The sequence below is a fragment of the Geodermatophilus sp. SYSU D01045 genome (genome assembly GCF_054050295.1).
Genome location: NZ_JBJGZB010000007.1, coordinates 141,180 through 164,136, shown reverse-complemented (window position 1 = coordinate 164,136; position 22,957 = coordinate 141,180). Strand labels below are relative to the sequence as shown.

The 22,957-nt window shown below is 75.5% G+C and carries 21 protein-coding genes; 8 read left to right on the top strand and 13 right to left on the bottom strand.

The features are described 5' to 3' along the window. Positions 1 to 72: 72 nt before the first annotated feature. The 7 genes from ACI798_RS08160 to dnaA all read right to left on the bottom strand — a co-directional run bounded on the left by ACI798_RS08160 (position 73) and on the right by dnaA (position 9,309). Entirely contained in the window at positions 73 to 1,827 is a 1,755-nt protein-coding gene (locus ACI798_RS08160) for an ABC transporter ATP-binding protein (RefSeq protein WP_457047661.1), read from the bottom strand. Between the two features lie 17 nt (positions 1,828 to 1,844). Next, positions 1,845 to 2,621: a hypothetical protein gene (locus ACI798_RS08155; protein WP_456940438.1), complete on the bottom strand. Its 777-nt coding sequence runs from the start codon at positions 2,619 to 2,621 to the stop codon at positions 1,845 to 1,847. A 13-nt stretch (positions 2,622 to 2,634) separates the two neighbouring features. Beyond that, positions 2,635 to 3,135: a DUF721 domain-containing protein gene (locus ACI798_RS08150; protein WP_456940439.1), complete on the bottom strand. Its 501-nt coding sequence runs from the start codon at positions 3,133 to 3,135 to the stop codon at positions 2,635 to 2,637. Further along, entirely contained in the window at positions 3,128 to 4,306 is a 1,179-nt protein-coding gene (recF, locus tag ACI798_RS08145; protein WP_456940440.1) for a DNA replication/repair protein RecF, read from the bottom strand. Before recF ends, ACI798_RS08150 begins: the two co-directional genes overlap by 8 nt. Positions 4,307 to 4,399: 93 nt before the next feature. Then, the gene (gnd, locus tag ACI798_RS08140) at positions 4,400 to 5,332 is read right to left on the bottom strand and encodes a phosphogluconate dehydrogenase (NAD(+)-dependent, decarboxylating) (protein ID WP_456940441.1); all 933 of its coding nucleotides are present in this window, start codon (positions 5,330 to 5,332) and stop codon (positions 4,400 to 4,402) included. Positions 5,333 to 5,441: 109 nt separating this feature from the next. Further along, complete coding sequence (gene dnaN, locus ACI798_RS08135; RefSeq protein WP_456940442.1) at positions 5,442 to 6,629, bottom strand: DNA polymerase III subunit beta; 1,188 nt, start codon at positions 6,627 to 6,629, stop codon at positions 5,442 to 5,444. A gap of 817 nt (positions 6,630 to 7,446) precedes the next feature. After that, positions 7,447 to 9,309 carry a chromosomal replication initiator protein DnaA gene (dnaA, locus tag ACI798_RS08130; RefSeq protein WP_456940443.1) on the bottom strand — a complete coding sequence of 621 codons (1,863 nt, stop codon included), beginning with the start codon at positions 9,307 to 9,309 and terminating at the stop codon, positions 7,447 to 7,449. A 726-nt stretch (positions 9,310 to 10,035) separates the two neighbouring features. On the opposite strand from dnaA, the gene rpmH reads away from it, so the two are divergent. The 8 genes from rpmH (at position 10,036) to ACI798_RS08090 (ending at position 15,846) form a co-directional block, all read left to right on the top strand. After that, positions 10,036 to 10,173, top strand: a complete 138-nt coding sequence (rpmH, locus tag ACI798_RS08125) for a 50S ribosomal protein L34 (RefSeq protein ID WP_040338882.1) — start codon at positions 10,036 to 10,038, stop codon at positions 10,171 to 10,173. 1 nt (position 10,174) lies between these two features. Next, positions 10,175 to 10,594 carry a ribonuclease P protein component gene (rnpA, locus tag ACI798_RS08120; RefSeq protein WP_456940444.1) on the top strand — a complete coding sequence of 140 codons (420 nt, stop codon included), beginning with the start codon at positions 10,175 to 10,177 and terminating at the stop codon, positions 10,592 to 10,594. Beyond that, positions 10,591 to 11,007, top strand: coding sequence for a membrane protein insertion efficiency factor YidD (yidD, locus tag ACI798_RS08115; RefSeq protein ID WP_456940445.1), 417 nt, complete (start codon positions 10,591 to 10,593; stop codon positions 11,005 to 11,007). The genes rnpA and yidD overlap by 4 nt, the downstream gene beginning before the upstream one ends. After that, positions 11,000 to 12,196 (top strand): membrane protein insertase YidC, encoded by a 1,197-nt coding sequence (yidC, locus tag ACI798_RS08110; protein WP_457047660.1) that lies wholly within the window; start codon positions 11,000 to 11,002, stop codon positions 12,194 to 12,196. The genes yidD and yidC overlap by 8 nt, the downstream gene beginning before the upstream one ends. A 132-nt stretch (positions 12,197 to 12,328) precedes the next feature. Next, positions 12,329 to 12,931, top strand: a complete 603-nt coding sequence (locus tag ACI798_RS08105; protein WP_456940447.1) for a Jag family protein — start codon at positions 12,329 to 12,331, stop codon at positions 12,929 to 12,931. 50 nt (positions 12,932 to 12,981) lie between these two features. Beyond that, the gene (gene rsmG / locus ACI798_RS08100; protein WP_456940448.1) at positions 12,982 to 13,584 is read left to right on the top strand and encodes a 16S rRNA (guanine(527)-N(7))-methyltransferase RsmG; all 603 of its coding nucleotides are present in this window, start codon (positions 12,982 to 12,984) and stop codon (positions 13,582 to 13,584) included. Between the two features lie 91 nt (positions 13,585 to 13,675). Continuing rightward, complete coding sequence (locus ACI798_RS08095) at positions 13,676 to 14,788, top strand: ParA family protein (RefSeq protein WP_456940449.1); 1,113 nt, start codon at positions 13,676 to 13,678, stop codon at positions 14,786 to 14,788. After that, positions 14,785 to 15,846 carry a ParB/RepB/Spo0J family partition protein gene (locus tag ACI798_RS08090; RefSeq protein WP_457047659.1) on the top strand — a complete coding sequence of 354 codons (1,062 nt, stop codon included), beginning with the start codon at positions 14,785 to 14,787 and terminating at the stop codon, positions 15,844 to 15,846. Before ACI798_RS08095 ends, ACI798_RS08090 begins: the two co-directional genes overlap by 4 nt. Before the next feature lie 62 nt (positions 15,847 to 15,908). On the opposite strand, the gene ACI798_RS08085 is transcribed toward ACI798_RS08090, so the two are convergent. From ACI798_RS08085 to ACI798_RS08060, 6 genes are all read right to left on the bottom strand, one after another. Continuing rightward, complete coding sequence (locus tag ACI798_RS08085; RefSeq protein ID WP_456940451.1) at positions 15,909 to 16,910, bottom strand: D-alanine--D-alanine ligase family protein; 1,002 nt, start codon at positions 16,908 to 16,910, stop codon at positions 15,909 to 15,911. 1 nt (position 16,911) lies between these two features. Next, on the bottom strand, positions 16,912 to 18,315 hold the full coding sequence (locus ACI798_RS08080) for an aminotransferase-like domain-containing protein (protein ID WP_457047658.1): 1,404 nt from the start codon (positions 18,313 to 18,315) through the stop codon (positions 16,912 to 16,914). 104 nt (positions 18,316 to 18,419) lie between these two features. Beyond that, positions 18,420 to 19,562: an N-acetylmuramoyl-L-alanine amidase gene (locus ACI798_RS08075; protein ID WP_457047657.1), complete on the bottom strand. Its 1,143-nt coding sequence runs from the start codon at positions 19,560 to 19,562 to the stop codon at positions 18,420 to 18,422. 182 nt (positions 19,563 to 19,744) lie between these two features. Beyond that, a complete protein-coding gene (gene trxA, locus ACI798_RS08070) occupies positions 19,745 to 20,071 on the bottom strand; it encodes a thioredoxin (protein ID WP_387988625.1) in 327 nt (108 codons plus the stop codon). A 156-nt stretch (positions 20,072 to 20,227) separates the two neighbouring features. Then, entirely contained in the window at positions 20,228 to 21,247 is a 1,020-nt protein-coding gene (gene trxB / locus ACI798_RS08065; RefSeq protein ID WP_457047656.1) for a thioredoxin-disulfide reductase, read from the bottom strand. Between the two features lie 51 nt (positions 21,248 to 21,298). Next, positions 21,299 to 22,912, bottom strand: coding sequence for a hypothetical protein (locus tag ACI798_RS08060; protein ID WP_457047655.1), 1,614 nt, complete (start codon positions 22,910 to 22,912; stop codon positions 21,299 to 21,301). Positions 22,913 to 22,957 lie beyond the last annotated feature (45 nt).

Here is a 22,957-nt window from a genome sequence, read left to right as displayed (position 1 = left end):
CCTCGCGCTGCCGGGTGAGGTCGGGCACCGCCGGGTGAGGGCCGAGACGGAGCCCGGGGACCCGGCGGGTGGTCAGACCAGGAGCTGGGCGGAGGCGAGCTCGCGGTAGAGGGGGCTGGTCTCCACCAGCTCGGCGTGCGTGCCGCGGGCGACGACCCGGCCGCCGTCGAGGACGACGATCTGGTCGCTGTCGAGCACGGTGGACAGCCGGTGGGCGACGACGAGCAGCGCCCGGTCGGCGGCCGCGGCGGCCAGCGTCTCGCGCAGCAGGTTCTCGTTGCGGGCGTCGAGGCTGGCGGTCGGCTCGTCGAGCAGCAGCAGCGCCGGGCGGGCCAGCAGCGAGCGCGCGATCGCCAGCCGCTGGCGCTCGCCGCCGGACAGCAGCACGCCCTCGTCGCCGACCGGCACGTCCAGCCCGCGGGCCGAGCGCTGCACCACGCCGGTCAGGCCGACGTCGGCGAGCACCGCCCACAGCTCGTCGTCCCCGGCGTGCGGTGCGGCCAGCAGCAGGTTCTCCCGCACCGTCCCGGCCAGGACCGGCGCCTCCTGCTCCACGTAGCCCAGCTGCGCGCGCAGCGCCGCCCGCGGCAGCTCGCGGGCGTCGGTGCCGGCCCACCGGATCGCCCCGCCGGTCAGCGGGTAGAAGCCCTCGACCAGCGCGAGCACCGTGGACTTGCCCGCGCCCGACGGCCCGACCAGCGCCACCCGGCTCCCGGCCGGCACGGTGAGCGACACCCCGCGCAGCACCTCCGTGCCGTCGGGATAGGCGAACGAGACGTCGTCGAGCTCGAGCAGCGGGACGCCGGGAGCCGGCGCGCGCGGGGCGGCCGTCGCGCCGCCCACCTCGGCGACGGCGTCCCGCTCGGGCTCGAGGACCAGCACCTCCTGGATGCGGGCCAGTGCGCCGAGCCCGGTCTGCAGCTGGGTCCACGCCGAGACCGCCTGGCCCAGCGGCATGACCAGCAGGAACAGGTAGAGGATGAACGCGACCAGGTCGGCGACGGCGATCGAGCCGGTGGCCACCCGGTACCCGCCGAGCCCCAGGACGGCGAGGAACGCGCCCTGCACGGCGATCGACCCGGCCGGCGCGACCAGCGCCTGCACCCGCGCCACCGAGACCCCCGCCCGGTAGGCCCGCGCCGCGCTCTCCCCCACCGCGTCGACCTCCCGCGCGGTGGCGCCGCTGGCCCGGATGGTGCGCACCGCCGACAACGCCCGCTCGACGGCCGCCGTCATCGCGCCGACCTCCTCCTGCGCCCGGCGCGAGAGCCGGCGCACCCGCCGGCTGGAGCTCACGACCACCGCCATGCCGATCGCGACCGCGGCGAGGGTGACCAGCAGCAGCCAGACGTCGACCAGCGCCATGGCCACCAGCGCGCCGACCCCGACCACCGCGGACCCCGCCACCTCCACGACGCCGGAGGTGACGGTGGCGCGCAGCAGGGTGGTGTCGGCGCCCACCCGGGACATGAGGTCGCCGGTGCGGCGCCGGTCGTACTCGGCGACGGGCAGCCGCAGCAGCCGGTCGGCCACGGTGCGGCGGGTGGTGAGGACGACGCCCTCACCGGTGCGCTGCAGCAGGTACGACTGCCCCGCGTCGAGCACCGCCCCCGCGACCAGGACCAGGACCAGCGCGGCGACGGCGGGCAGCAGCGGCCGGCCGGCGCCGACGGCGGCGATCACGCGGCCGGTGAGCGCGGGCTGGGCCAGTGCCGCGGCCGCGCCGACCAGCGACAGCCCGGCGGCCAGCAGCAGCGGCCGCCGGTGCGGGCGGAGCAGGGGCAGCAGGTCCCGCAGCCCCGCCGTCGGTGCGGCCGCGGGGCCCACGGCGGCCTCGGCGTCGCTCAGGAGACGCCGGCCAGGGCGGAGACCATCGCGCCCAGCAGGCGGGCGTGGTGCTCGATCAGCTCGGGCCGCTGCCCGTCCGGGCGGACGGCGGCGAGGTGGCCGGCGGCCGACCAGAACTCGTCGCCGTCGTCGGAGCCCATCAGCAGCCCGCGCACGGTGTGGTCGCCGACCAGGCGGCGGACCGCCTCGCCGTCCTCGGCGGTGAGCAGCACCCAGCGGGCGTCGAAGGCCTCGTCGCCGCTGGGCACGTGCAGCAGGCCGCCGGTGCGGTGCCGCCAGAACCGGGCCGGGGACAGCCGCAGGCCGGGCAGCGGGAGCAGCACCGGCGCCGCGGTGACCGCCCACTCGGGCACGGTGTACCGCTTGTCGGTGAAGACGACGTCGAAGGCGACCAGCTCGAGGGTCCCGGCGCGCCCCCGCATCACCCCCGCCGGCCGGTGGTCCTTGGTGGCACGGACCGGGGCGGTGGCCACCAGTTCGGCGAGGACGGCGTCCTGGGGCGCGGTCCCGTCGGAGATCTCCCAGCCGTGCTGCAGCGCCCACCCCTGCGCCCCGACGGTGTCGCCCTGGTAGCGGAACACCTGCTCGACGACGCCGGGCGTGCGCTGCCGCGAGGCGGGCGGGGCCCAGGAGACGACCGGCCCGGGGCGGGCCGGCTCCGGCTCCCGGTCACCGTCGCCCGTCCCGCCCTCGCCGAGGTGGGCCGGCTCCTGCCAGCCGTCCCGGTCGCGCGGGTCGTCGTCGCGGGGCCTGTCGTCGTGCGGGCTGCTCATCGGGGCACCGTCCTCATCCGTACGTGTCGCGGGGCCCCCGCCCGCGGACCGACCGCGGGCCCTTCTTCCAGCTGGGGGCCGTCGGACCGACAACGCGCAGCCGGGTCACCACGTCCCCGCCGACCTGGGCGCGCAGCCTGGCGAGGATCGTCGGCGCGAGCAGCCGCAGCTGGGTGGCCCAGGCGGTGGACTCCGCGACGACGAGCAGCTCGCCCTCGGTCAGCGTCTCCGGGCGGCAGTGGGAGGCGATGTCGGGGCCGACCAGCGCCGACCAGCGGCCGAACACCGCGCCGACCCGGGTCTGCTCCGACCAGTCCTGGGTGCTGACGAGCGAGTCGACCAGCCGGGCGAGCGGCTGCGGGTCGTCGTCGCCGGGGCGCGGGCCGGTCCACCGCCGCCGCGGGCCGGCCACCCGGCGGCGGGTGGGCGCCGGGCGGGCCGCCGACGCCGCGCGGGCCGCCTCCAGCGCGGCGCGGGCGATGTCGCTGGGCCGGGCCGGCCGCTCGTCAGCCACCGTGGACCTCCTCGCCGCCGGCGGCCGCCTCGACCAGCGTCGCCGTCCCCTCGCCCACCTCGACCCGGGCGCCGCGGAGCTCGTCGGGCACGTCGTCGAGGACGGCGGCCGTGATGAGCGTCTGCTCGGCCCCGCGGGCGACCTCGGCCAGCGCCGCCCGGCGGCCGGCGTCCAGCGTGGCGAAGACGTCGTCGAGCACCAGGATCGGCTCCTCCCCGTCGGCGCGCAGCAGGCCGAAGCAGCCCAGCTTGAGCGCGAGCGCCAGCGACCAGGACTCGCCGTGGCTGGCGAAGCCCTTGGCCGGGGCGGGGCCCAGGTGCAGGACGAGGTCGTCGCGGTGCGGGCCGACCAGCGTCATCCCGCGGTCCACCTCGTCGCGGCGCCGCTCGGCGACCCGCTCGCGCAGCGCCCCCGACAGCTCGGCCGCCGACGGCGTCGCGGTCCCGGGGGGCAGCGGGGCGCCGTCGCCGGCCAGCGGGACGGTGCTCGCGTAGCCCAGGCCCGCGGCCGCGGCGCCCGCGCCGGCCACGGTGGCGTAGGCGCGGGCCACGTGGGGCGCGAGGTCGGCGACCAGCGCCAGGCGGGCGGCCAACAGCTGCCCGCCGAGCTCGACGAGGTGGGTGTCCCAGACGTCGAGGGTGGCCAGGGCGTCGCCGCGGGCCATCCGCGCGGTCTTGAGCAGGGCGTTGCGCTGCTTGAGCACCCGCTCGTAGTCGCTGCGCACCCCGGCCAGCCGCGGCGTGCGGCTGACCAGCAGGTCGTCGAGGAACCGGCGTCGCTCGGCCGGGTCGCCGCGCACCAGCGCGAGGTCCTCGGGGGCGAACAGCACGCTCTTCACCAGCCCGAGGAGCTCGCGCGGGCGCGGCAGCGCGGCCCGGTTCACCCGGACCCGGTTGGCCCGGCCCGGGTTGACCTCCACCTCGACGAGCAGCTCGCGGTCCTCCCGGCGCAGCGCCGCCCGGACCACGGCCTGCCCCGCGCCGTGGCGCACCAGCGGCGCGTCGGCGGACACCCGGTGGCTGCTCATGGTCGCGAGGTAGCCGACCGCCTCGACGAGGTTGGTCTTGCCCTCGCCGTTGCGGCCGACGAACACCGTCGGGCCGGGCCGCAGCGCCAGGTCGACCTTCTCCCAGCTGCGGAAGTCGACCAGCTGGAGGTGCCGGACGTACACCTCAGCGCACGCCCGCTGGTGAGGTGCTGGAACGGCCCCCCTGCAGGGCCCCGCCGCGAGCCTGCGAGTGGTGGGGGGCAGGGGGGTCCTTCCTCATGCGGGGCGCTCGACCTCCTGCGCCTTGACGGCGTGCACCGCGTGCCCGCCGAACTGCTGGCGCAGCGCGGCGACCGCCTTCATCGTGGGCGAGTCGTCCTGCCGCGAGACGAACCGGGCGAACAGCGACGCCGCGATCGTGGGCATGGGGACGGCGTGGTCGATGGCCTCCTGCACCGTCCACCGGCCCTCCCCGGAGTCCTCGGCGTAGCCGCTGATCTTCTCCAGCTGCGGGTCCTCCTGCAGCGCGCGGACCAGCAGGTCCAGCAGCCACGAGCGGATGACGGTGCCCTGGGTCCAGCTGGCGACGACGCCCGGCACGTCCTCGATCAGGTCGACGGCGGCCAGCAGCTCGTAGCCCTCGCCGTAGGCCTGCATCAGCGCGTACTCGATGCCGTTGTGGACCATCTTCGCGTAGTGGCCCGCCCCCACCGGGCCGGCGTGCACGAAGCCCGCGCCCGGGATCTCCTCCCCCGACGCGTCGGTCGGCGACGGCGGCTTCAGCGCGTCGAACACCGGCTGCACCTTGGCGACGTCGTCCTTCGACCCGCCGACCATCAGCGCGTAGCCGTTCTCCAGGCCCCAGACGCCGCCGGAGACGCCGACGTCGACGTAGCCGACGCCCTTCTCGCCGAGCATCTCGGCGTGCACCTTGTCGTCGGTGAACCGGGAGTTCCCGCCGTCGACGACGACGTCGCCCGGCTCGAGCAGCTCACCGAGCTGGCGCACCGTCTCCCGGGTCGGCTCGCCGGCCGGGACCATCACCCACACCACGCGCGGCGCCGACAGCGCGCCGACGAGCGCCTCGAGGCTGTCGACGTCGCGCTTGTCCGGGTGGTGGTCGAAGCCGACCACCTCGTGACCGGCGCGGCGCAGCCGCTCGGCCATGTTGCCGCCCATCTTGCCCAACCCGATCAGCCCCAGCTGCACGGCTCAGTCCTTCCCTCGCGGTCGTCATGGCACGGGCGCACGCGACGGTGCGGGTGCCCGCGGTGTGCGGTGCCCTCCCCGGCTGCCCGGGACACCTCGTCCGCCGACGTCAGCCCGGCAGACGCACCGGCATGATCAGGTAGCGGTAGCTGCCGGGACGCTCCACCGGGCGCTCGCCGCCGTCCTCGTCGTCGGTCGCCGGGTCCTCGACGCCGGAGAGCACCGCGGGCTTGAGCGGGCTGGTGAAGTCCATCCGCGCCCGGCCGGTGTGCACCGCGGCCAGCCCGTCGAGCAGGAACGTCGGGTTGAAGCCGATGGTCAGCGGGTCGCCCTCGAACTCGACGTCGCAGCGCTCCTCGGCCTGGCCCTCGTCGTCGCTGCCGCCGGCGCGCAGCGTGACCTGGCCCGGGGTGAACTCGCAGCGCAGCGGGGTGCCGCGCTCGGCGACCAGCGCGACGCGCTTGGCGGCGTCGGTGAACTGCACGACCGGCAGCGTGGCGTGCGCGGCGGACTCGCTCGGCATGATCGCGCGGTACTTGACGAACTCGGCGTCCAGCAGCCGGGTCGTGGTCTGCCGGTCCTTGCCCGACAGGCCCAGGATGCCCTCGCCCGACCCGCTGGAGGACAGCGAGATCACGATCTCGGGGCCGCTGGTCAGCGTCCGGGCGGCGTCGGCGAGCGTGCGCGCCGGGACCAGCACCGCGGCCGAGGTGCCCGGGGTCTCCGGGCGCCAGGCGAACTCGCGCACGGCCAGCCGGTAGCGGTCGGTGGCGGCGAGGGTCACCCGGTCGTCGTCGATCTCCAGCCGGACGCCGGTGAGCATGGGCAGCGTGTCGTCGCGGCCGGCGGCGACGGCGACCTGGCCGACCGCCTCGGCGAACACGTCGCTGTCGACCACGCCGGCCGACGACGGCATCGCCGGCAGCGACGGGTAGTCCTCGACCGGCAGCGTGGGCAGGCTGAACCGCGCGTTGCCGCAGGTGATCGCCAGCCGCGGGCCCTCGGCGCGGACGTCGACCGGCTGCGGCGGCAGCGCGCGGGTGATCTCGGCGAGCAACCGGCCGGGCACCAGCACGCGGCCGCTCTCCCCCGCCTGCACGTCGACCTCCGCGCGCGCGGAGACCTCGTAGTCGAAGCCGGAGACCGACAGCTGGCTGCCGTCGACCTCGAGCAGGATGCCGGCGAGGACCGGCACCGACGGCCGCGGCGGGAGGCTGCGTGCCGTCCACGCGACGGCATCCGCGAGCACCTCGCGTGTCACCCGGAACTCCATGACCGACCCACCCCAGCTCTGCACGGCCCACTGCTGTCGTCTGCGCACCCCGGTCCCCGGCGTCCGTGCGGACCGGGAACGGGGCTCGGTGTCTGTTGCGTCGTTCATCGTGCCCGTCGGGGTGTGGATGGGGGAACCCGGGACCCGATCAGGTGGCCGGCCCTGCTCCCTGCTGCTGTTCCGCTGCGGCCCCGGAGCCCCTCCGGGCCGCAGCGTCCCCACCCCTACTGGGGTTCGAGAAAACCTCGATCTATCTCCCTCATCTCCGTCATCACCGGTGTGGAAGCTGGGGATCGAGGCCCTTCCCGCAGGTCAGCGCCATTGTCGACATGTTGGCTCGCTGTGGGGAACTCACGTGTCGTTGTTGTCGACACGTGGACATCTCGACGGCGGTGCACAGGCACCGCCGTCTCTCCACGCCCCGTCCCCGCTGCACCCACGTCCTGTCCCCAGTCCGTGCCCAGGCCCCCGGCGGCCGCGCCGGCCGGCGACGGTCGGAGGTGGGGACGACGGGCCGCCGGCGGCGTGAACGCGCAGCTCACCACGGCGGAACGTCGCTGGATGCACACACTGGGGAACCACCTGGGGACGACACCCGGTGCCACGGCTCCCCGGGCGGTCCGGTCACGCCGGGATCACGATCTCCCCAGGGTGTGCACATCCCTGGGGACAACTCGTCGGGATGTCGACACCACGGGAGCCGGTGACCGCCCGGCAGCCGCGGGACGACGGGCGACGACCGGTCCCCGCCGGTGTCCCCCGGTTGTGGACAGCCGGCCCGGCGTCTCCACCGTCCGGGCGGAGGACGGCCGCCGAGGGGCCGCCCGGCGGGCCGCCGGGGCTACTGGCGGGCGCGGCTCTTGATGCGGGCGGTCAGCTCGGTGACCTGGGTGTAGGTCGCCCGGCGCTCGCTCATCAGGTTGGTGATCTTCTTGACCGCGTGCATGACCGTGGTGTGGTCCTTGCCGCCGAAGGACGCCCCGATCCGCGGCAGGGACAGCTCGGTGAGCTCCCGGCACAGGTACATGGCGATCTGGCGGGCGTTGACCAGCGTGCGGCTGCGGTTGGAGCCCTGCAGCTCCTCCATCGTCACGGAGAAGTACTCCGCGGTCGCGGCCATGATGATCGCCGCGGTGATCTGCGGGCCCTGCTCGTCGCTGATGAGGTCCTTGAGCACCAGCTCGGCCAGCGGCAGGTCCACCTGCTGCTTGTTGAGGCTGGCGAACGCGGTGACGCGGATGAGCGCGCCCTCGAGCTCGCGGATGTTGGTCTGCACCTTGCTGGCGATGAACTCCAGCACCGGGTCGGGCACCTGCAGCCGCTCGCCGTAGGCCTTCTTCCGCAGGATCGCGATGCGGGTCTCCAGGTCCGGCGCCTGGACGTCGGTGATGAGGCCCCACTCGAAGCGGGTCCGCAGCCGGTCCTCGAGCGTCGTCAGCTTCTTCGGCGCCCGGTCGGAGGTGATGACGATCTGCTTGCTCGCGTTGTGGAGCGTGTTGAAGGTGTGGAAGAACTCCTCCTGCGTCCGCTCGGCGCGCTCCAGGAACTGGATGTCGTCGATGAGCAGGAAGTCGATGTCCCGGTAGCGGCGGCGGAAGTCCTCGGCCCGGCCGGAGTGCACCAGGTTGATGAACTCGTTGGTGAACTCCTCGGTGCTGACGTAGCGCACCCGCACGTTGGGGAACATCCGCGCCGCGTAGTGCCCGATGGCGTGCAGCAGGTGCGTCTTGCCCAGCCCGGAGTCGCCGTAGACGAACAGCGGGTTGTAGGCCCGGGCCGGCGCCTCGGCGACGGCGACCGCCGCGGCGTGGGCGAACCGGTTGCTGTTGCCGATGACGAAGCTGTCGAAGACGTACTTGGGGTTCAGCCCCGGGTCCAGGCCGGCCGGCGGACGGCGGTCACCGAACAGCGGCACCGCGGTGCCGGAGGTGCGGCCGGGGGACCCGCCGCGCTGGGGCGCGGGCTCGTCGGCGCCGTCGGGCGCGGCGTCGCCGAGGTCGAAGGGCAGCACCTCGGCGCCCTCCCCGACGCGCGGGCCGCGGCGGCGGCCGGTGCGCCCGCGGCTCGCGGGGCTCCAGTCCGAGCCGCCCCACTCCCCCACGCCGTCACCGGGCGGCGCCGGCGCGTCGGCGGGGGACGACGCCTCGCGGCGCGCGGTGTCCCGGCGGGCCGCGTCGGGACGGCCGGCGTCGTAGGGCTCGAAGGGGCCGGCCTCGTACGGGGCCGGGTCGTAGGACGCCGGGTCGAACGGCGAGGGCTCGTAGGGGCCCGGCTCGAACGGCGAGGGCTCGAAGCCGCCGCGGTCGAGCGGACGCGCGTCGCTGCGCACCCCGAAGGCGCTGCGGCCGTCGTCGGCCCGCTCGCGGTCCTCGTCGGTGGGGCCGGTGTCGACCGGGGTCCACGGCCGGCGGGTCGGCTGCTCCTCGGGCGCCGGTGCCGAGGCGGGGGCGTCCTCGAGCTGGATGGCGACGCCGATGTCCCGGCCGAGCTGCTCGGACAGCGCCTCGGCCAGCACCCGGCGCATCCGCGACTCGAGCACGGTCTGGGTGAACTCGTTGGGCGCGGCGAGCACGGCGGTGCCGCCGACCAGGCCGACCGGCCGGGTCAGGTTGAGCATCGCGTTCTGCTGCCGGGTCAGGCTGGTGGCCAGCCGCTCGCGGACCGAGTCCCAGACCTCCGCCAGGTCCACCGCGGCATCGGCCATGACCGTGTCCTCCCCTTGCAGTTCGTCCCCGCTGTCCGACCTCCGGCGTCCCCGGGAGCCGGCGTCCCCGGTGCCGCGGCTGCCCGGGAAGTGGACATCCGGGACACCCGGGTTCCACACGAGTGTCCACAGGCTGTGCACGACCGGCGACAAGGCGCCGTGTCGACCTGTGGACGTCAGGTCGCAGCGGCGTCGTCGCTGGTCGGGAGGGAGGTCGTGATACGGCTCGAGACGGACTGCGGTCAGGTCGACCGGGTGGTCGGCCCCCGTGCCGGGCGGTCTGCCCGGACCGGAGCGACGGCGACGCTAACAGCCCCGTCCACAGCCCGGCAACGACGTCCGGGAACGCCTGGGACGGCCGGTGCGCGTGTCGTTCGGCGTGTCGTCCCCGGGCGGTCGGCGTGCCGACACCGACCGTCCGCCCGGAGGGTGCAGCCTGGCGGGTCGCCGTCCGGCGGGGGTCGCGTGACCGGGACCGCGGGAACGGCGTCCTCGGGCGCCGCCGTCCTCGGTTATGCTGGTCGGAGTCTGTGGACCGGCACCGGTGCGCGGACGCGGTCGTCCGCCGGTCCCCGGCGCCGGCCGTGTCCCGGGCCGCCGGGACCGGGGCCCACAGCGCCAGCCTCGCGGGGTCCCGCGGAGTGGCCCCGCCGCCTCTCCCGGAGCCCCGCCGCGCGCCTGCCCACCGGCCGGCCGCACCACCGATGTCCTGCCGTAGGAGTACCCGTGAGCAAGCGCACCTTCCAGCCGAACAACCGCCGCCGGTCCAAGACCCACGGCTTCCGGCTGCGGATGCGCACCCGCGCAGGCCGCGCGATCCTCGCCGGCCGCCGCCGCAAGGGTCGCGAGAAGCTCTCCGCCTGAGGTGCTGCCCGCGCAGGCCCGCCTGCGCCGGCGTCCGGAGTTCACCGCGGTCGTCCGGTCGGGCCGGCGTGCCGGTCGGCCGACCATGGTGCTCCACTACCTCCCCGTCCGACCCCCGGCCCGCACGGCCGGGGGTCTCGGTGTGCCCCGGGACGGGACGCCCGCCGGGCCCCGCGCCGGGTTCGTGGTCGGCAAGGCGGTCGGCAACTCCGTGGTCCGGCACCGCGTGACCCGGCAGCTGCGCGCCGCCGTGCGCGAGGAGCTCGGCCGGCTGCCCGCCGGCGCCGACCTGGTCGTCCGGGCCCGTCCCGACGCCGCGACGGCGACCTCCGCGCAGCTGCGCCGCGACCTGGCCGCCGGCCTGGACCGGGTGCTCGCCGAGCGGCCCCGGCCGGCGGGCGAGCGGACGCGGTCCTCGTGAGCGCCCCCGTGTCCCGGCGTCCCGGGCCCGTGGCGCGCGCGCTGCTGGCCGCCGTCGGCTTCTACTCCCGCGCCATCAGCCCCGCGCTGCCCCCGCGCTGCCGCTTCGCGCCCACCTGCAGCGCCTACGCCGCCGAGGCGGTCGCCGTCCACGGCGCCGCCCGCGGGTCGTGGCTGGCGCTGCGGCGGCTGCTCAAGTGCGCACCGTGGCACCCCGGCGGCTACGACCCGGTCCCCGCTCCGCGCGCGGGCCGGGTGAGCCCCGGAACCGGCGGCGACGGCCGCACGTCGATGACAGCGGCACCCGCGGCGCCCGCCGCCGGCGTGCCCGCCGCCGACGGTGCCCGTCGCCCCGCCCCCGAGACCCCGCCGGCGTCCCGCCGGGCCCCGCAGGAGGAGTCCTCCGTTGCTTGACTGGCTCTACACCGCCATCGCCTTCGTCATGAAGACGTGGCACTCGGTGTTCTCCACGTTCCTCGACCCGGCCGCCGGCCTCACCTGGGCGCTGTCGATCGTGTTCCTGGTCGTCACCGTCCGGCTCATCCTCTTCCCGCTGTTCGTCAAGCAGATCAAGAGCCAGCGGGCGATGCAGGAGATCCAGCCGGAGATCCAGAAGCTGCGCAAGCAGTACGGCGCGGACCGCCAGGGCTTCAGCCAGGCGATGATGGCGCTGCAGAAGGAGCGCGGGGTCAACCCGCTGGCCGGCTGTCTGCCGATCCTCCCGCAGATCCCGGTCTTCCTCGCGCTGTTCCACGTGCTGCGCCGCCTGCAGCCCGGCGCCCAGGGCCTCTACAGCTGGAGCTACGACCTCACCCAGCAGGCGGCCACGGCGAAGCTGTTCGGGATCGCGCCCATCTCCGCGTCGTTCACCATGTCGGGGCCCAAGGCCGAGGCCGTCCTGGCGCTGCCCGGCGTCACCCAGGGCGGCATCCGCACGGTCGCGCTGATCCTCATGGTGGTCATGTGCGTGACCACCTACGTCACGCAGAAGCAGATCATGAAGCGCTCCGGCCCGGTCGAGGGCCAGGCCGCGATGGTGCAGAAGCTGCTGCTCTACGGCATGCCGATCAGCCTCTTCGTCACCGGCTTCTTCTTCCCCATCGGCGTCCTCCTGTACTGGATGACGAACAACCTGTGGACCCTGGGCCAGCAGTTCTTCATCCTGCGCAAGATGCCCCCGCCCGGCAGCCCCGCCGCCAAGGCGAAGGCCGCGGCCGAGAAGCCCGCGATCGACCCGAAGACGCTCGCTCCCAAGCCCGGCGCCAAGCCGGTGCGCGGCAAGGGCGGCCGGCCCGCGGGCGCCGGCGTCGAGCTGACCAAGGGCGGTGCCGACGGCACCGCGGCGGACGGCACCCCCGCCGGCGGGAACGGTGCCGGCGCTCCGGGCACCGGCGCGAACACCGCCGGGAGCAATGCCGCCGGGAGTAATGCCGCCGGGAGTCATGCCGCCGGGAGCAACGGCTCCGGTACGTCCGGCACGGGCAGCGGGGCGACCGCCGCGGGCGGCAGCGCCTCCGGCGGCGGGAACCGCTCCTCCCGGCCCGCCAACCGCGGCCCGCACGGCCGGCCCGCCGGCACCGGCGGCAAGCGCAAGCGCCGCTAGACCCGGGTCCGCGGCGACGGCGTCCCCGACGCCGTTCGCCGCGGACCCGCCGGGAGGAGCAGCGACCCCGCGCCCTCCGGCCTCCGACCTCCGGGCCCGCCCCGGCTGCCCGCACCGACTGGAGGTACCTCCGTGAGCGTCCCGAACCACACCGCACCGGCCGAGACCCCCGACCTCCCCGACGCCGACGACGACAGCACCGACGCCGTCCTCGAGCCCGCCGACGAGGTCGCGCCCGCCCCCTCGGGGAACGGCCGCGCCGCCGCCACCGGCACCGACCTGCTCGTCCGCGAGGGCGACGTCGCCGGGGACTACCTCGAACGGCTGCTCGACATCCTCGACGTCGACGGGGACATCGACCTCGACGTCGAGGGCGACCGGGCCTCGGTCGCCATCGTCGGCGGCGACCTCGACGACCTCGTCGGCTCCGACGGCTCCGTGCTGGAGGCGCTGCAGGAGCTCACCCGGCTGGCCGTCGCCCAGGCGACCGGCGTCCGCAGCCGGCTGATGCTCGACATCGGCGGCTACCGGGCCCGGCGGCGCGCGGACCTCACCTCCATGGCCGCCGAGGCCGCCCGCCGGGTCGCCGGCAGCGGGCAGCCCGAGCGGCTGGCGCCGATGAACCCGTTCGAGCGCAAGGTCGTCCACGACGTCATCGCCGGCGTCAGCGGAGTGCGCAGCGAGTCGGAGGGCGAGGAGCCCCACCGCCGCGTCGTGGTCCTGCCGGAGCGGTGAGCGACACTCCCGTCCCGTCCGTCCCACCCGCCCCGGGAGTCGCCGCCTCCGTGTTCGGGGCGGGGCTGCCCGGGGCCGAGCGCTACGTCGCGCGGCTCGCCTCCGACGGCGTCACCCGCGGGCTGATCGGCCCGCGGGAGGTCCCGCGGCTGTGGGAGCGGCACGTGCTCAACAGTGCCGCCGTCGCCGAGGCGGTGCCCGAGGGGGCCCGGGTGGTCGACGTCGGCAGCGGCGCCGGCCTCCCGGGGATCCCGCTGGCGCTGGCCCGGCCGGACCTGCGGATGACCCTGGTGGAGCCGATGGCCCGCCGGGTGGAGTTCCTCGAGGAGGTCGTCGCCGAGCTCGGCGCCCCGTGGCGGGTGGTCCGCGGCCGCGCCGAGGAGCGCTCGGTGGTGTCCGCGGTCGGCCCGGTCGACGTCGTCACCGCCCGGGCGGTCGCCGCGCTGCCCCGGCTGGTGGGCTGGAGCCGCGGTCTGCTGCGGCCCGGCGCCCAGCTGGTGGCCCTCGTCGGCGCCCGCGCGGTGGAGGAACTGCCCACCCTCCTCCCCGAGCTGGAGGCCGCGGGCATGCGTGACGTCCACGTCCGGGCTGTCGGCGCCGGGCTGGGGGACGCTGCCACTACCGTGGTGGTGATGACGCGGGGCCGACGGTGAGGCCCCGCGGGACGACGACGGCGTTCCACGTGGAACGCGCCCAGGTACCCGTCCCGTTCCACGTGAAACGGGTCGGCAGGAAGGACCCGCGATGACCGACCCGGGCCAGCGACTGCGCAGCAGCCTCGCGGCCGACTCGGCGGCCCACTCCGGCGGGGACTTCGACAGTCCCATCGCGATGGAGGCGCTGCGGGCCACCCGGGTGCTGCACGCCGCCGACCAGGAACCGTTCCCGGCACCCGGGCGCATCCGGGTCATCACCGTCGCCAACCAGAAGGGCGGCGTCGGGAAGACCACCTCGACGGTCAACCTGGGCGTGGCACTGGCGCTCTACGGCCTGCGGGCGCTGGTCATCGACCTCGACCCGCAGGGCAACACCAGCACCGCCCTCGGCGTGGACCACACGGTGGGGACGCCGTCGATCTACGACGCGCTCGTCGGGGACAGCTCGCTGGCCGACGTCGTCCACCCGACGACGGCGAGCCCGAACCTGCGCTGCGTCCCGGCGACGATCGACCTGGCCGGCGCGGAGATCGAGCTGGTCTCCGTCGTCGCCCGCGAGTACCGGCTGCGCCGCGCGATCGAGGGCTACATCCACGGCCTGCCCGAGGACCAGCGCCCGCACTACGTGCTCATCGACTGCCCGCCGTCGCTGGGCCTGCTGACGCTCAACGCGCTCGTGGCCGGCGACGAGGTGCTCATCCCGATCCAGTGCGAGTACTACGCGCTGGAGGGCCTGGGGCAGCTGCTCAACAACATCGAGCTGGTGCGCGCGCACCTCAACCCGGGGATCGCCGTCCGCACCATCCTGCTGACGATGTACGACGGCCGGACCAAGCTCGCCGACCAGGTGGCCGAGGAGGTCCGCAGCCACTTCGGGGACCTGGTGCTGGCGACGGTCATCCCGCGCAACGTCCGGGTGTCCGAGGCGCCGGGGTACGGCCAGTCCGTGCTCACCTACGACCCGGGCTCGCGCGGCTCGACCAGCTACGTCGAGGCCGCCCGCGAGCTCGCCGAGCGCGGCGTGGGCCTGGCGCCGATCGACGTCCGGCCGATGGGTCCCCCGCCGCCGCCTCCCGCGCCGGCGACCGCGCCGATGCCTGCCGTCCGCCCGGGCGCCGCCCGGCACGCCGACCCCGCGTTCGCCGGCACCGACGCCGCCGTCCTGCCCGTTCCCGCCTCCGTCGACGAGGAGACCCGATGAGCAAGCGTGGCGGCCTCGGCCGGGGTCTCGCGGCGCTGATCCCCACCGCCCCGCCGGTCGAGCAGCCGACGCTGCCCGAGACCGACGGCCCGGTCCCCGCCGCCCCCGAGACGGCCGGGACGCCCGGGACGGGTGGGGCGCCGGCACCGGTCACCCTGCTGCCGCCGGCGGCGCAGGCGGCGGCCACGGTGGCCGCGCAGGCCGAGGCGGCGGTCGGCGTCCCCGGCGCGCAGCTGCGCGAGGTCGCCGTCAGCGACGTCCTCCCCAACCCCCGCCAGCCGCGGCAGGTCTTCGACGACGAGGCGCTCGAGGAGCTCACCCACTCGGTGCGCGAGTTCGGCCTGCTGCAGCCGATCGTCGTGCGCGAGCGCACCGACGGCGACGGCGGCGCGCCCTACGAGCTCATCATGGGCGAGCGCCGGCTGCGGGCCGCGCGCGCGGCCGAGCTGGAGACGGTGCCGGCCATCGTCCGGGACACCGAGGACGACGCCCTCCTCCGCGACGCCCTGCTGGAGAACATCCACCGCGTCCAGCTCAACCCGCTGGAGGAGGCGGCGGCCTACCAGCAGCTGCTGGAGGAGTTCGGCGCCACCCACGAGGAACTGGCGCAGCGGATCGGCCGCAGCCGCTCGCAGGTCACCAACACCATCCGGCTGCTCAAGCTGCCGGTGAAGGTGCAGACCCGGGTCGCCGCCGGCGTCATCTCCGCCGGGCACGCGCGGGCGCTGCTCGGGCTCGACGACGCCGAGGCGCAGGAGGCCCTGGCCGCCCGGATCGTCGCCGAGGGGCTGTCGGTGCGGGCCACCGAGGAGGCGGTCGCGCTCGCCGTGGCCGAGCAGCCGGCCTCCCGCCGCCGCGCCCGCCGGATCAGCGCGCCGGGCGTGGAGGACCTCGCCGGCCGGCTGTCCGACGTCTTCGAGACCAAGGTGAAGATCCAGATCGGCCGGGCCAAGGGCCGCATCGTCGTCGAGTTCGGCTCGGTCGACGACCTGCAGCGCATCATCGGCCAGATGGCGCCGGACCTGACCGGCCGCCGCGAGGAGCCGGAAGGCGCCTGATCAGCGAGAAGGCCGGGTTCCGTCACGGACGGAACCCGGCCTTCCTGCAGGGCGGTCCTCGCTCAGCGGGGGCTCTGGGCCCGGCGGGTGAGCAGCTGCGAGAGGACCTCGCCCAGGTCGTGCCCGGCGGCCTCGACCGCCATGGGGAACATCGACGTCTCGGTCAGCCCCGGGGAGACGTTCACCTCGAGGAAGTGCACCTCGCCGTCGGGCGAGACGATCGCGTCGGTGCGGGACAGGTCCGCGAGGCCCAGTGCCCGGTGCACCCGCACCGCGACGTCGGCCGCGTGGGCCGCGACGTCGTCGGAGACGCGGGCCGGCGCGTGGTACTCGGTGAGCCCGGGCGTGTAGCGGGCGGTGTAGTCGAAGACGCCGGACTCCGGGGCGATCTCCACCGCTGGCAGCGCCTGCGGCCCCTCCCCCAGGTCGACCACCGACAGGGCCAGCTCCACGCCGTCGACGAACCGCTCGACGAGCACGGTGTCGCCGTAGGCGAAGCAGCTGACCATCGCCGCGGGCAGGTCCTCGACGCGGGTGACCTTCTGCGCGCCCAGCGCCGAGCCGCCCGAGGCCGGCTTGACCATGAGCGGCAGCCCGAGCCGGGCGACGATGAGGTCGAGGACGGCGCCGGCGCCGAGCTCGCGGAACGTGCTGTGCGGCAGCGCCACCCAGTCCGGCGTCGTCACCCCCGCCGTGCGCACGACCGACTTGGCCGCGGGCTTGTCCCAGGCGAGCCGGCAGGCCGCGGCCGGGGAGCCGACGTAGGGGACGCCGGCCAGGTCGAGGACTGCGCGCAGGGCGCCGTCCTCGCCGGTGGCGCCGTGCAGGGCGATGAACACCGCGTCGGCGGGGGAGGCGGCCAGGCCGGGCAGCAGCTCGGCGTCGGCGTCGCGCAGCTCGGCGTCGACACCGACGCGGGCCAGCTCCTCCACCACCTGGGTGCCCGAGGACAGGCTGACCTCGCGCTCGAAGGTCAGGCCACCGGCCAGGACGACGGCGCGCAGCGGGGTCTCCTCCACGTCGGGGGCGGCCGGTGCGGCCGGGTCGGTCACGGGTTCGGTCACGTCAGTCCTCGATCCGGTCGCTGCTGGCGGGGCCGACGATGGTCTCGGCGGTGTCGGTCCCGGGCCGGCCGACGGCGCGGAAGGTGCCGGTGTCGACGGCGTCGAAGGTGGAGTGCAGGTCCAGCTCGGCCTCGATGACCCGGGCCAGCCGGCGCACGCCCTCCCGGATCTGGTCCGGCTCGGGGTAGCAGTAGGACAGCCGCATGTACTCGCGGCCCGACCCGTCGGCGTAGAAGCCGATGCCCGGGACGTAGGCGACGTGCGCGCCCACCGCCCGCGGCTGCATGAGCTTGGCGTCCAGGCCGTGGGGGAGCTTCAGCCACACGTAGAAGCCGCCGTCGGGACGGGTCCAGGTGGTGCCCGGGGGCATCAGCGCGTCGAGCGACTCCAGGGTGGCGTCCCGCCGCTCACGGTAGAGCTCGGTGAACAGCTTGATCTGCTCCCGCCAGGGCTGGGTGTCCAGGTACCGGGCGACGGCGTACTGGGTGAGCGAGGGCGGGCACAGCACCTGCGCCTCGGTGGCCAGCACCAGCTTCTCGCGGACGGCGAGCGGCGCGAGCACCCAGCCCACCCGCAGGCCCGGGGAGAAGGTCTTGGAGAACGAGCCGAGGTAGATGACCCGCTGCGCGTTGCGGGCCCGCAGCGCGCGCATCGGCTCGTGGTCGAAGCCGAGCAGGCCGTAGGGGTTGTCCTCGATGACCAGCAGGTCGTAGCGGTCGGCGATGTCGACGATCGCCTGGCGGCGCGGCTCCGACAGCGTCACGCCGGCCGGGTTGTGGAAGTTGGGCACCGTGTAGAGGAACTTGACCCGGTCGCCGTTGGCGCGGCACTCGAGCAGCGCCTGCTCCAGCGCCTCCGGGACCAGCCCGTCGTCGTCCATGGCGACGTGCTTCACGCGGGCCTCGGCGGCCTGGAAGACCCCGAGCGCGCCGACGTAGGAGGGGCCTTCGGCGAGGATGACGTCGCCCGGGTCGCAGAAGACGCGGGTCACGAGGTCCAGGGCCTGCTGCGAGCCGACGGTCACCACGACCTCGCTGGGCGAGGCGTCGGTGATGCCCTCGAGCGCCATGACGTCGCAGATGCGCTCGCGCAGCCGCGGGTCGCCCTGGCCGGAGCCGTACTGCAGGGTCTGCGCGCCCATCCCGCTGACCAGCTCGCCGATCATCGAGCCGACGGCGTCCAGCGGCAGCGCGGTGACGGCGGGCATGCCGCCGGCCAGCGAGACCACCTCGGGCCGGCTGACGACGGAGAAGAGTGCCCGGATCTCCGAGCTCTTCATGCCGTGCGTGCGGGCTGCGTACCGGTCGGCCAGCGGGTCCAGCCGCGGGTGGCGGGGCACCACGTGCCCGTGCTGCTGCGGCGGCGTGCGGTGCGGCTGGCCGTGCGACGGCGGGAGAGAGGCCACGGACCGAGTGTAGGGAGGCGGCCGGGAGCACCCGGCCGACACGGCGGGTGAGACGGACCCGTCACACCTGGGGCGCCAGGCGCCCCAGCCGTCACACCTCTCGATCAGACCCTCTGGGGCAGGACGAACGTGCCGGTGGGCGGGTCGGCCTCCGCGGGCAGGAACAGCCGCTGGACGGCGGCCAGCACGGCCGAGGCCACGGTGCCGCGGAGCCGGGCGTCGAGCAGCAGCAGCCGGTCGACCGGGTGCGACAGGTACCCGACGTCGAGCCGGACGGCGGGCATCCGGGTCATCCGCAGCAGGTCCCAGGTCTTGGGGTGCCCGCCGAGGTCGAGCATGCCGGTGCGGGCCACCACCTCGCGGCGGGCCAGGTCGGCGAAGCGCTCCCCCACCGTCGACGACGTCCCCGAGCCGGTGCCGTAGTAGAAGCTGGCCACCCCGCGCGCGTGCGGGGAGTCGTAGGCGTCCATGTGCAGGGAGACGAACAGGTCGGCGCGGGCGTCGTTGGCGAACGCGGTGCGCTCGGCCGGCGTCGGGTTCTGGTCGCGGCCGCGGGTGAGGTAGACGGTGGCGCCGGCCGCGGCCAGCCGGCCCTCGATCCGGCTGGCGAGGTCCAGCACGAGGTCGGCCTCGGTGGTCTCACCGGCGGCGAAGCCGGTGTCCTCGCCGCCGTGGCCGGGGTCGACGACGATGCGCCGGCCGATCAGGTGCGGCCCGCTCTCGACGAACTCGGCGCTCTGCCGCAGCAGCTGGGGGCGGCCGCCGGTCACCTTGCGGCCCAGCTGGCGCAGCGCCCGCAGCGTCGCGGGCCCGCAGGTGCCGTCGGCGGTCAGCCCGTAGTCGCGCTGGAAGGCCTGCAGGCCGGACTCGGTCTCGCGACCGAAGATGCCGTCGGCGCGGCCGGCGTCGTAGCCCAGCTCGAGCAGCCGCTCCTGCAGGTTGGTGACGTCGTCGCCGCGCACCGGCCGGACGGGGTCGTGGTGCAGCAGCCGGTCGCCCAGCGACCAGCGCGCCTCCGACAGCGCCCGGTAGGTCTCCTCGCCGACCCGGCCGTCCACCGACAGCCCGCGGACCTGCTGGAAGTGGCGGACGGCGAGCGCGGTCGCCTCGTCGTAGACGCCGTCGGAGGACCCGGCGCCCCCGGTGGGCTGGAGCAGACCCAGGCTGCGCAGTGCGGCCTGTACGTCTGCGACGGCGGCTCCGTGGCTGCCCGGACCCAGCGGCTGCATGTCGCTCTCGCTACCCATCGTGCCCACGATTGTCGCCTCCGCGACCCCTCCCGGCCCACCCGGGGGCCGGTTCCCCACCCCTGGGACGGCGAGGGCCCGCCCGTCCTGGTGGACGGGCGGGCCCTGGTGACGCGCTGGAACGGCCCTCCTGCAGGGGCCCGCCGCGAGCCTGCGCGCGGTGGGGGCAGGAGGGTCCTCCGTCAGATGTAGTCGGCGAGGTCCGAGAGGATCGCGCCCTTCGGCTTGGCGCCGATGATGCTCTTGACCGGCTTGCCGCCCTGGAACACGGTCATCGTCGGGATCGACATGACCTGGTAGTCGCGGGCGATCTGCGGGTTCTCGTCGATGTTGAGCTTGGCGATCGTCAGCTTCTCGCCGTGCTCCTTGGCGATCTCCTCGAGCACCGGGGCGACCATCTTGCACGGCCCGCACCACTCGGCCCAGAAGTCGACGAGGACGGGCTTGTCGCTGCCCAGCACCTCGTTGGCGAAGGTCGCGTCGGTCACCGTCACGGTGTTGCCTGCCATGGTCGTTCTCCTCTGTCGCGGTCGAGGTCTGTCGGCCTCCGCGGGGAGTAACCCGCGGAGGGGGTGCGGTATGCCCAGGGTGGTGACGTGCTGGAACGGCCCCTCGCAGGATCCCGCCGCGAGCCTGCGAGGGGCGGGGGGCGAGGGGGTCCTTCGTCAGCGCTCGTCGAAGGTCTCGGCCAGCCAGCGCTCGGCGTCGATGGCCGCGGCGGCGCCGGTGCCGGCCGAGGTGATCGCCTGCCGGTAGATGTGGTCCACGACGTCACCGCAGGCGAAGACGCCGTCGATGTTGGTGCGGGTGCTGGGGTGCTCCACCTGCACGTAACCCTCGTCGTCGAGCTTGAGCTGCCCGGCGAACATCTCGCTGCGCGGGTCGTGGCCGATGGCCACGAACACGCCGCTGACCGGGAGCTCCTCGGTGCTGCCGGTGGCGACGTCGGTCAGCTGCACGCCGGAGACGGTCTGGTCGCCGAGCACGTCGGTGACCTGCTTGCCCAGCGCCCAGCGGATCTTCTCGTTGTCCTGCGCGCGCTTCTGCATGATCTTCGAGGCGCGCAGCTCCTCGCGGCGGTGGACGACGGTCACCGTCTTGGCGAAGCGGGTGAGGAAGGTCGCCTCCTCCATCGCGGAGTCGCCGCCACCGACCACGACGATGTCCTGGTCGCGGAAGAAGAAGCCGTCACAGGTGGCACAGGCGGAGACGCCGTGGCCGAGCAGGCGCTGCTCGTTGTCGAGGCCCAGGTACCGGTACTTGGAGCCGGTGGCGACGATGACCGCGTGCGCGAGGGTCACCTCGTCACCGACCTTGACCACCTTGGGCGTGGCGGTGAGGTCGACCTCGGTGACGTCCCGGGCGACCAGCTCGGCGCCGAAGCGCTCGGCCTGCTGGCGCATGTCCATCATCAGCTGCGGGCCCTGGATGCCCTCGGCGAAGCCGGGGAAGTTCTCCACCTCGGTGGTGGTCATCAGCGCGCCGCCGAACTGGGAGCCCTCGAAGACCAGCGGGTGCAGGTTGGCCCGGGCGGCGTAGACGGCCGCCGTGTAACCGGCGGGACCCGAGCCGATGATGACCAGGTCACGGACGCCGTCGTGCTCCGCGGGCGGGATCACGGGCGAGGCGACCTCGGTGGTCGTCGCGGGGCCAGGAGTGGGCTGGGGGTCGATCACGGGGGGCACAACGCGGCATCGTAGGGCGGGATTCCCGCGTCCAGGCCGCTGACGTGCAGGTCACTCCCCCGCGGCGGGGATGACGGCGACCTCGGCCAGGTCCCCGGCGAAGCCGTCCCCGGCCGGCACCAGGCCGGTCACCCACACCAGGACGTACTGCGCGGTCACCGGCTCGTCGAAGGCGAGGTCGGTGGTCCCGTCGACGTTGCCGGCGGTGGCGACGGCGAAGGAGTCCAGGTCGCCGTCGGGGGCGGAGCCGGTGCGGACCTCGACGTTGATGCCCGGGGTGGTCGTCGTCAGCGTGACGCCGCCGATCGCCTGGGCCGAGCCGAGGTCGTAGACGACGCCGACGCCGGGCTTGAGGTTGCCGAAGTCGGCCGAGCCCCGGTAGGTGAGCGTCGACCAGGTGGTGGCCGGGTCGCCGTCGTGGCTGGCCGGCACCTCGTCGACGTTCTCCGGCTCGCCGTCGCCGAACGGGTCGAGGACGGTGGCGCCGCGGATCGCCAGGGGCGCGCCGGCCTCCGGCGCGGGGGCGCTGCTGTCCTCGGCGGGCGCGCTGCTGGCCGGCACCGACGGTGCGGCGGGCCGCGGGTCGACGTTCGTGGCGACCGAGAGCAGGTTCGTGCCCACCCACCAGGCGAGTAGCACGACGACGACCAGCGCGGCCAGCAGCAGGCCGGCGACCAGGAGCCGGCGGCGGCCGGGCGAGCCCTCGCCGTCCTCGTCCTCCTCGTCGACCGGCTCCCCGGCGGCGCCGGCGTCGTGGGGGTCCTCGGCCGGCACCGGCGGGAGGGGGCGGGCGGGACCGAGCGGCACCGGCGGCAGGGTGTCCGGTTCGACCCGCTGCGGCCGGTCGGTGTCCTGCGCCGGCGCGGCGGGGGCCTGCTCGGCGTCGCGGTGCTCGCGCAGGCGCCGCAGCCAGCCGCTGTCGCTCTCGTCGCGGCCGCGGACAGGCACGGCCGAGGACCGCGGGCGCTCGGCGAGCAGCGCGGCCATCGCCGCGGCGCTGGCCAGCCGGGCGCCGGGCTCGGTGGAGCGGGCGCGACGGACCAGGGCGGCCAGGTCCGGCTGGGTGACGACCGGGGCGGCGGCGGGGGCGCCGTCGGGTCCGGGGACGCCGGACTGCCGGCCGGTGAGGCAGTACTCGAGCAGCGCGCCCAGGGCGGCGATGTCCTCCTGGACGGTGCCCGTGGCCGCGGGGACGGCGCGCAGGCCGACCAGCCCGTTGGGCCGCAGGACGACGGTCTCCGGGCTCAGGCCGCCCACCGCGAGGCCGACCCGGTGCGCCTCGGCGACGCCCTCGGCCAGCCGCCGCAGGACCGTGCGGGCCTCCCGCTCGCCCATCGGCCCGGACCGCAGCCGCTCGGCGAGGGTCTGCCCCTCGATCCACTCGTTGACGACGTAGGCCACGCCCGTCTCGCCGCCGCTGCCCTCCGAGGCGTCGTAGACCATCGCCAGCGCCGGGGTGGCCAGGCCGCCGGCGGTGAGCGCGCGGGCGATCCAGGCACGCGCCGGCGGGCCGCCGGGGACGTGCACGCGGATGGCGACGTCGCGGTTGAGGATGCGGTCCTTGGCGCGCCAGCAGTGGATGACGCCGGTCCCGGTGCGTTCCTCGGGGCCGACCTCGTCCAGCGGTCGGTACCGGTCGGGGAGGCCGGTGATCGTCGCCGTCATGGACGTGTCCGACCCCCTGTCCGCTCTCCCCGGCTGCGCGGTGCC

What these genes read in the sequence shown, in the direction of transcription:
- trxA (WP_387988625.1), bottom strand. Translation starts at nt 20,071, where the DNA reads ATGGCAGGCAACACCGTGACGGTGACCGACGCGACCTTCGCCAACGAG.
- ACI798_RS08090 (WP_457047659.1), top strand. Translation starts at nt 14,785, where the DNA reads ATGAGCAAGCGTGGCGGCCTCGGCCGGGGTCTCGCGGCGCTGATCCCC.
- ACI798_RS08075 (WP_457047657.1), bottom strand. Translation starts at nt 19,562, where the DNA reads ATGGGTAGCGAGAGCGACATGCAGCCGCTGGGTCCGGGCAGCCACGGA.
- ACI798_RS08095 (WP_456940449.1), top strand. Translation starts at nt 13,676, where the DNA reads ATGACCGACCCGGGCCAGCGACTGCGCAGCAGCCTCGCGGCCGACTCG.
- ACI798_RS08155 (WP_456940438.1), bottom strand. Translation starts at nt 2,621, where the DNA reads ATGAGCAGCCCGCACGACGACAGGCCCCGCGACGACGACCCGCGCGAC.
- dnaA (WP_456940443.1), bottom strand. Translation starts at nt 9,309, where the DNA reads ATGGCCGATGCCGCGGTGGACCTGGCGGAGGTCTGGGACTCGGTCCGC.
- ACI798_RS08060 (WP_457047655.1), bottom strand. Translation starts at nt 22,912, where the DNA reads ATGACGGCGACGATCACCGGCCTCCCCGACCGGTACCGACCGCTGGAC.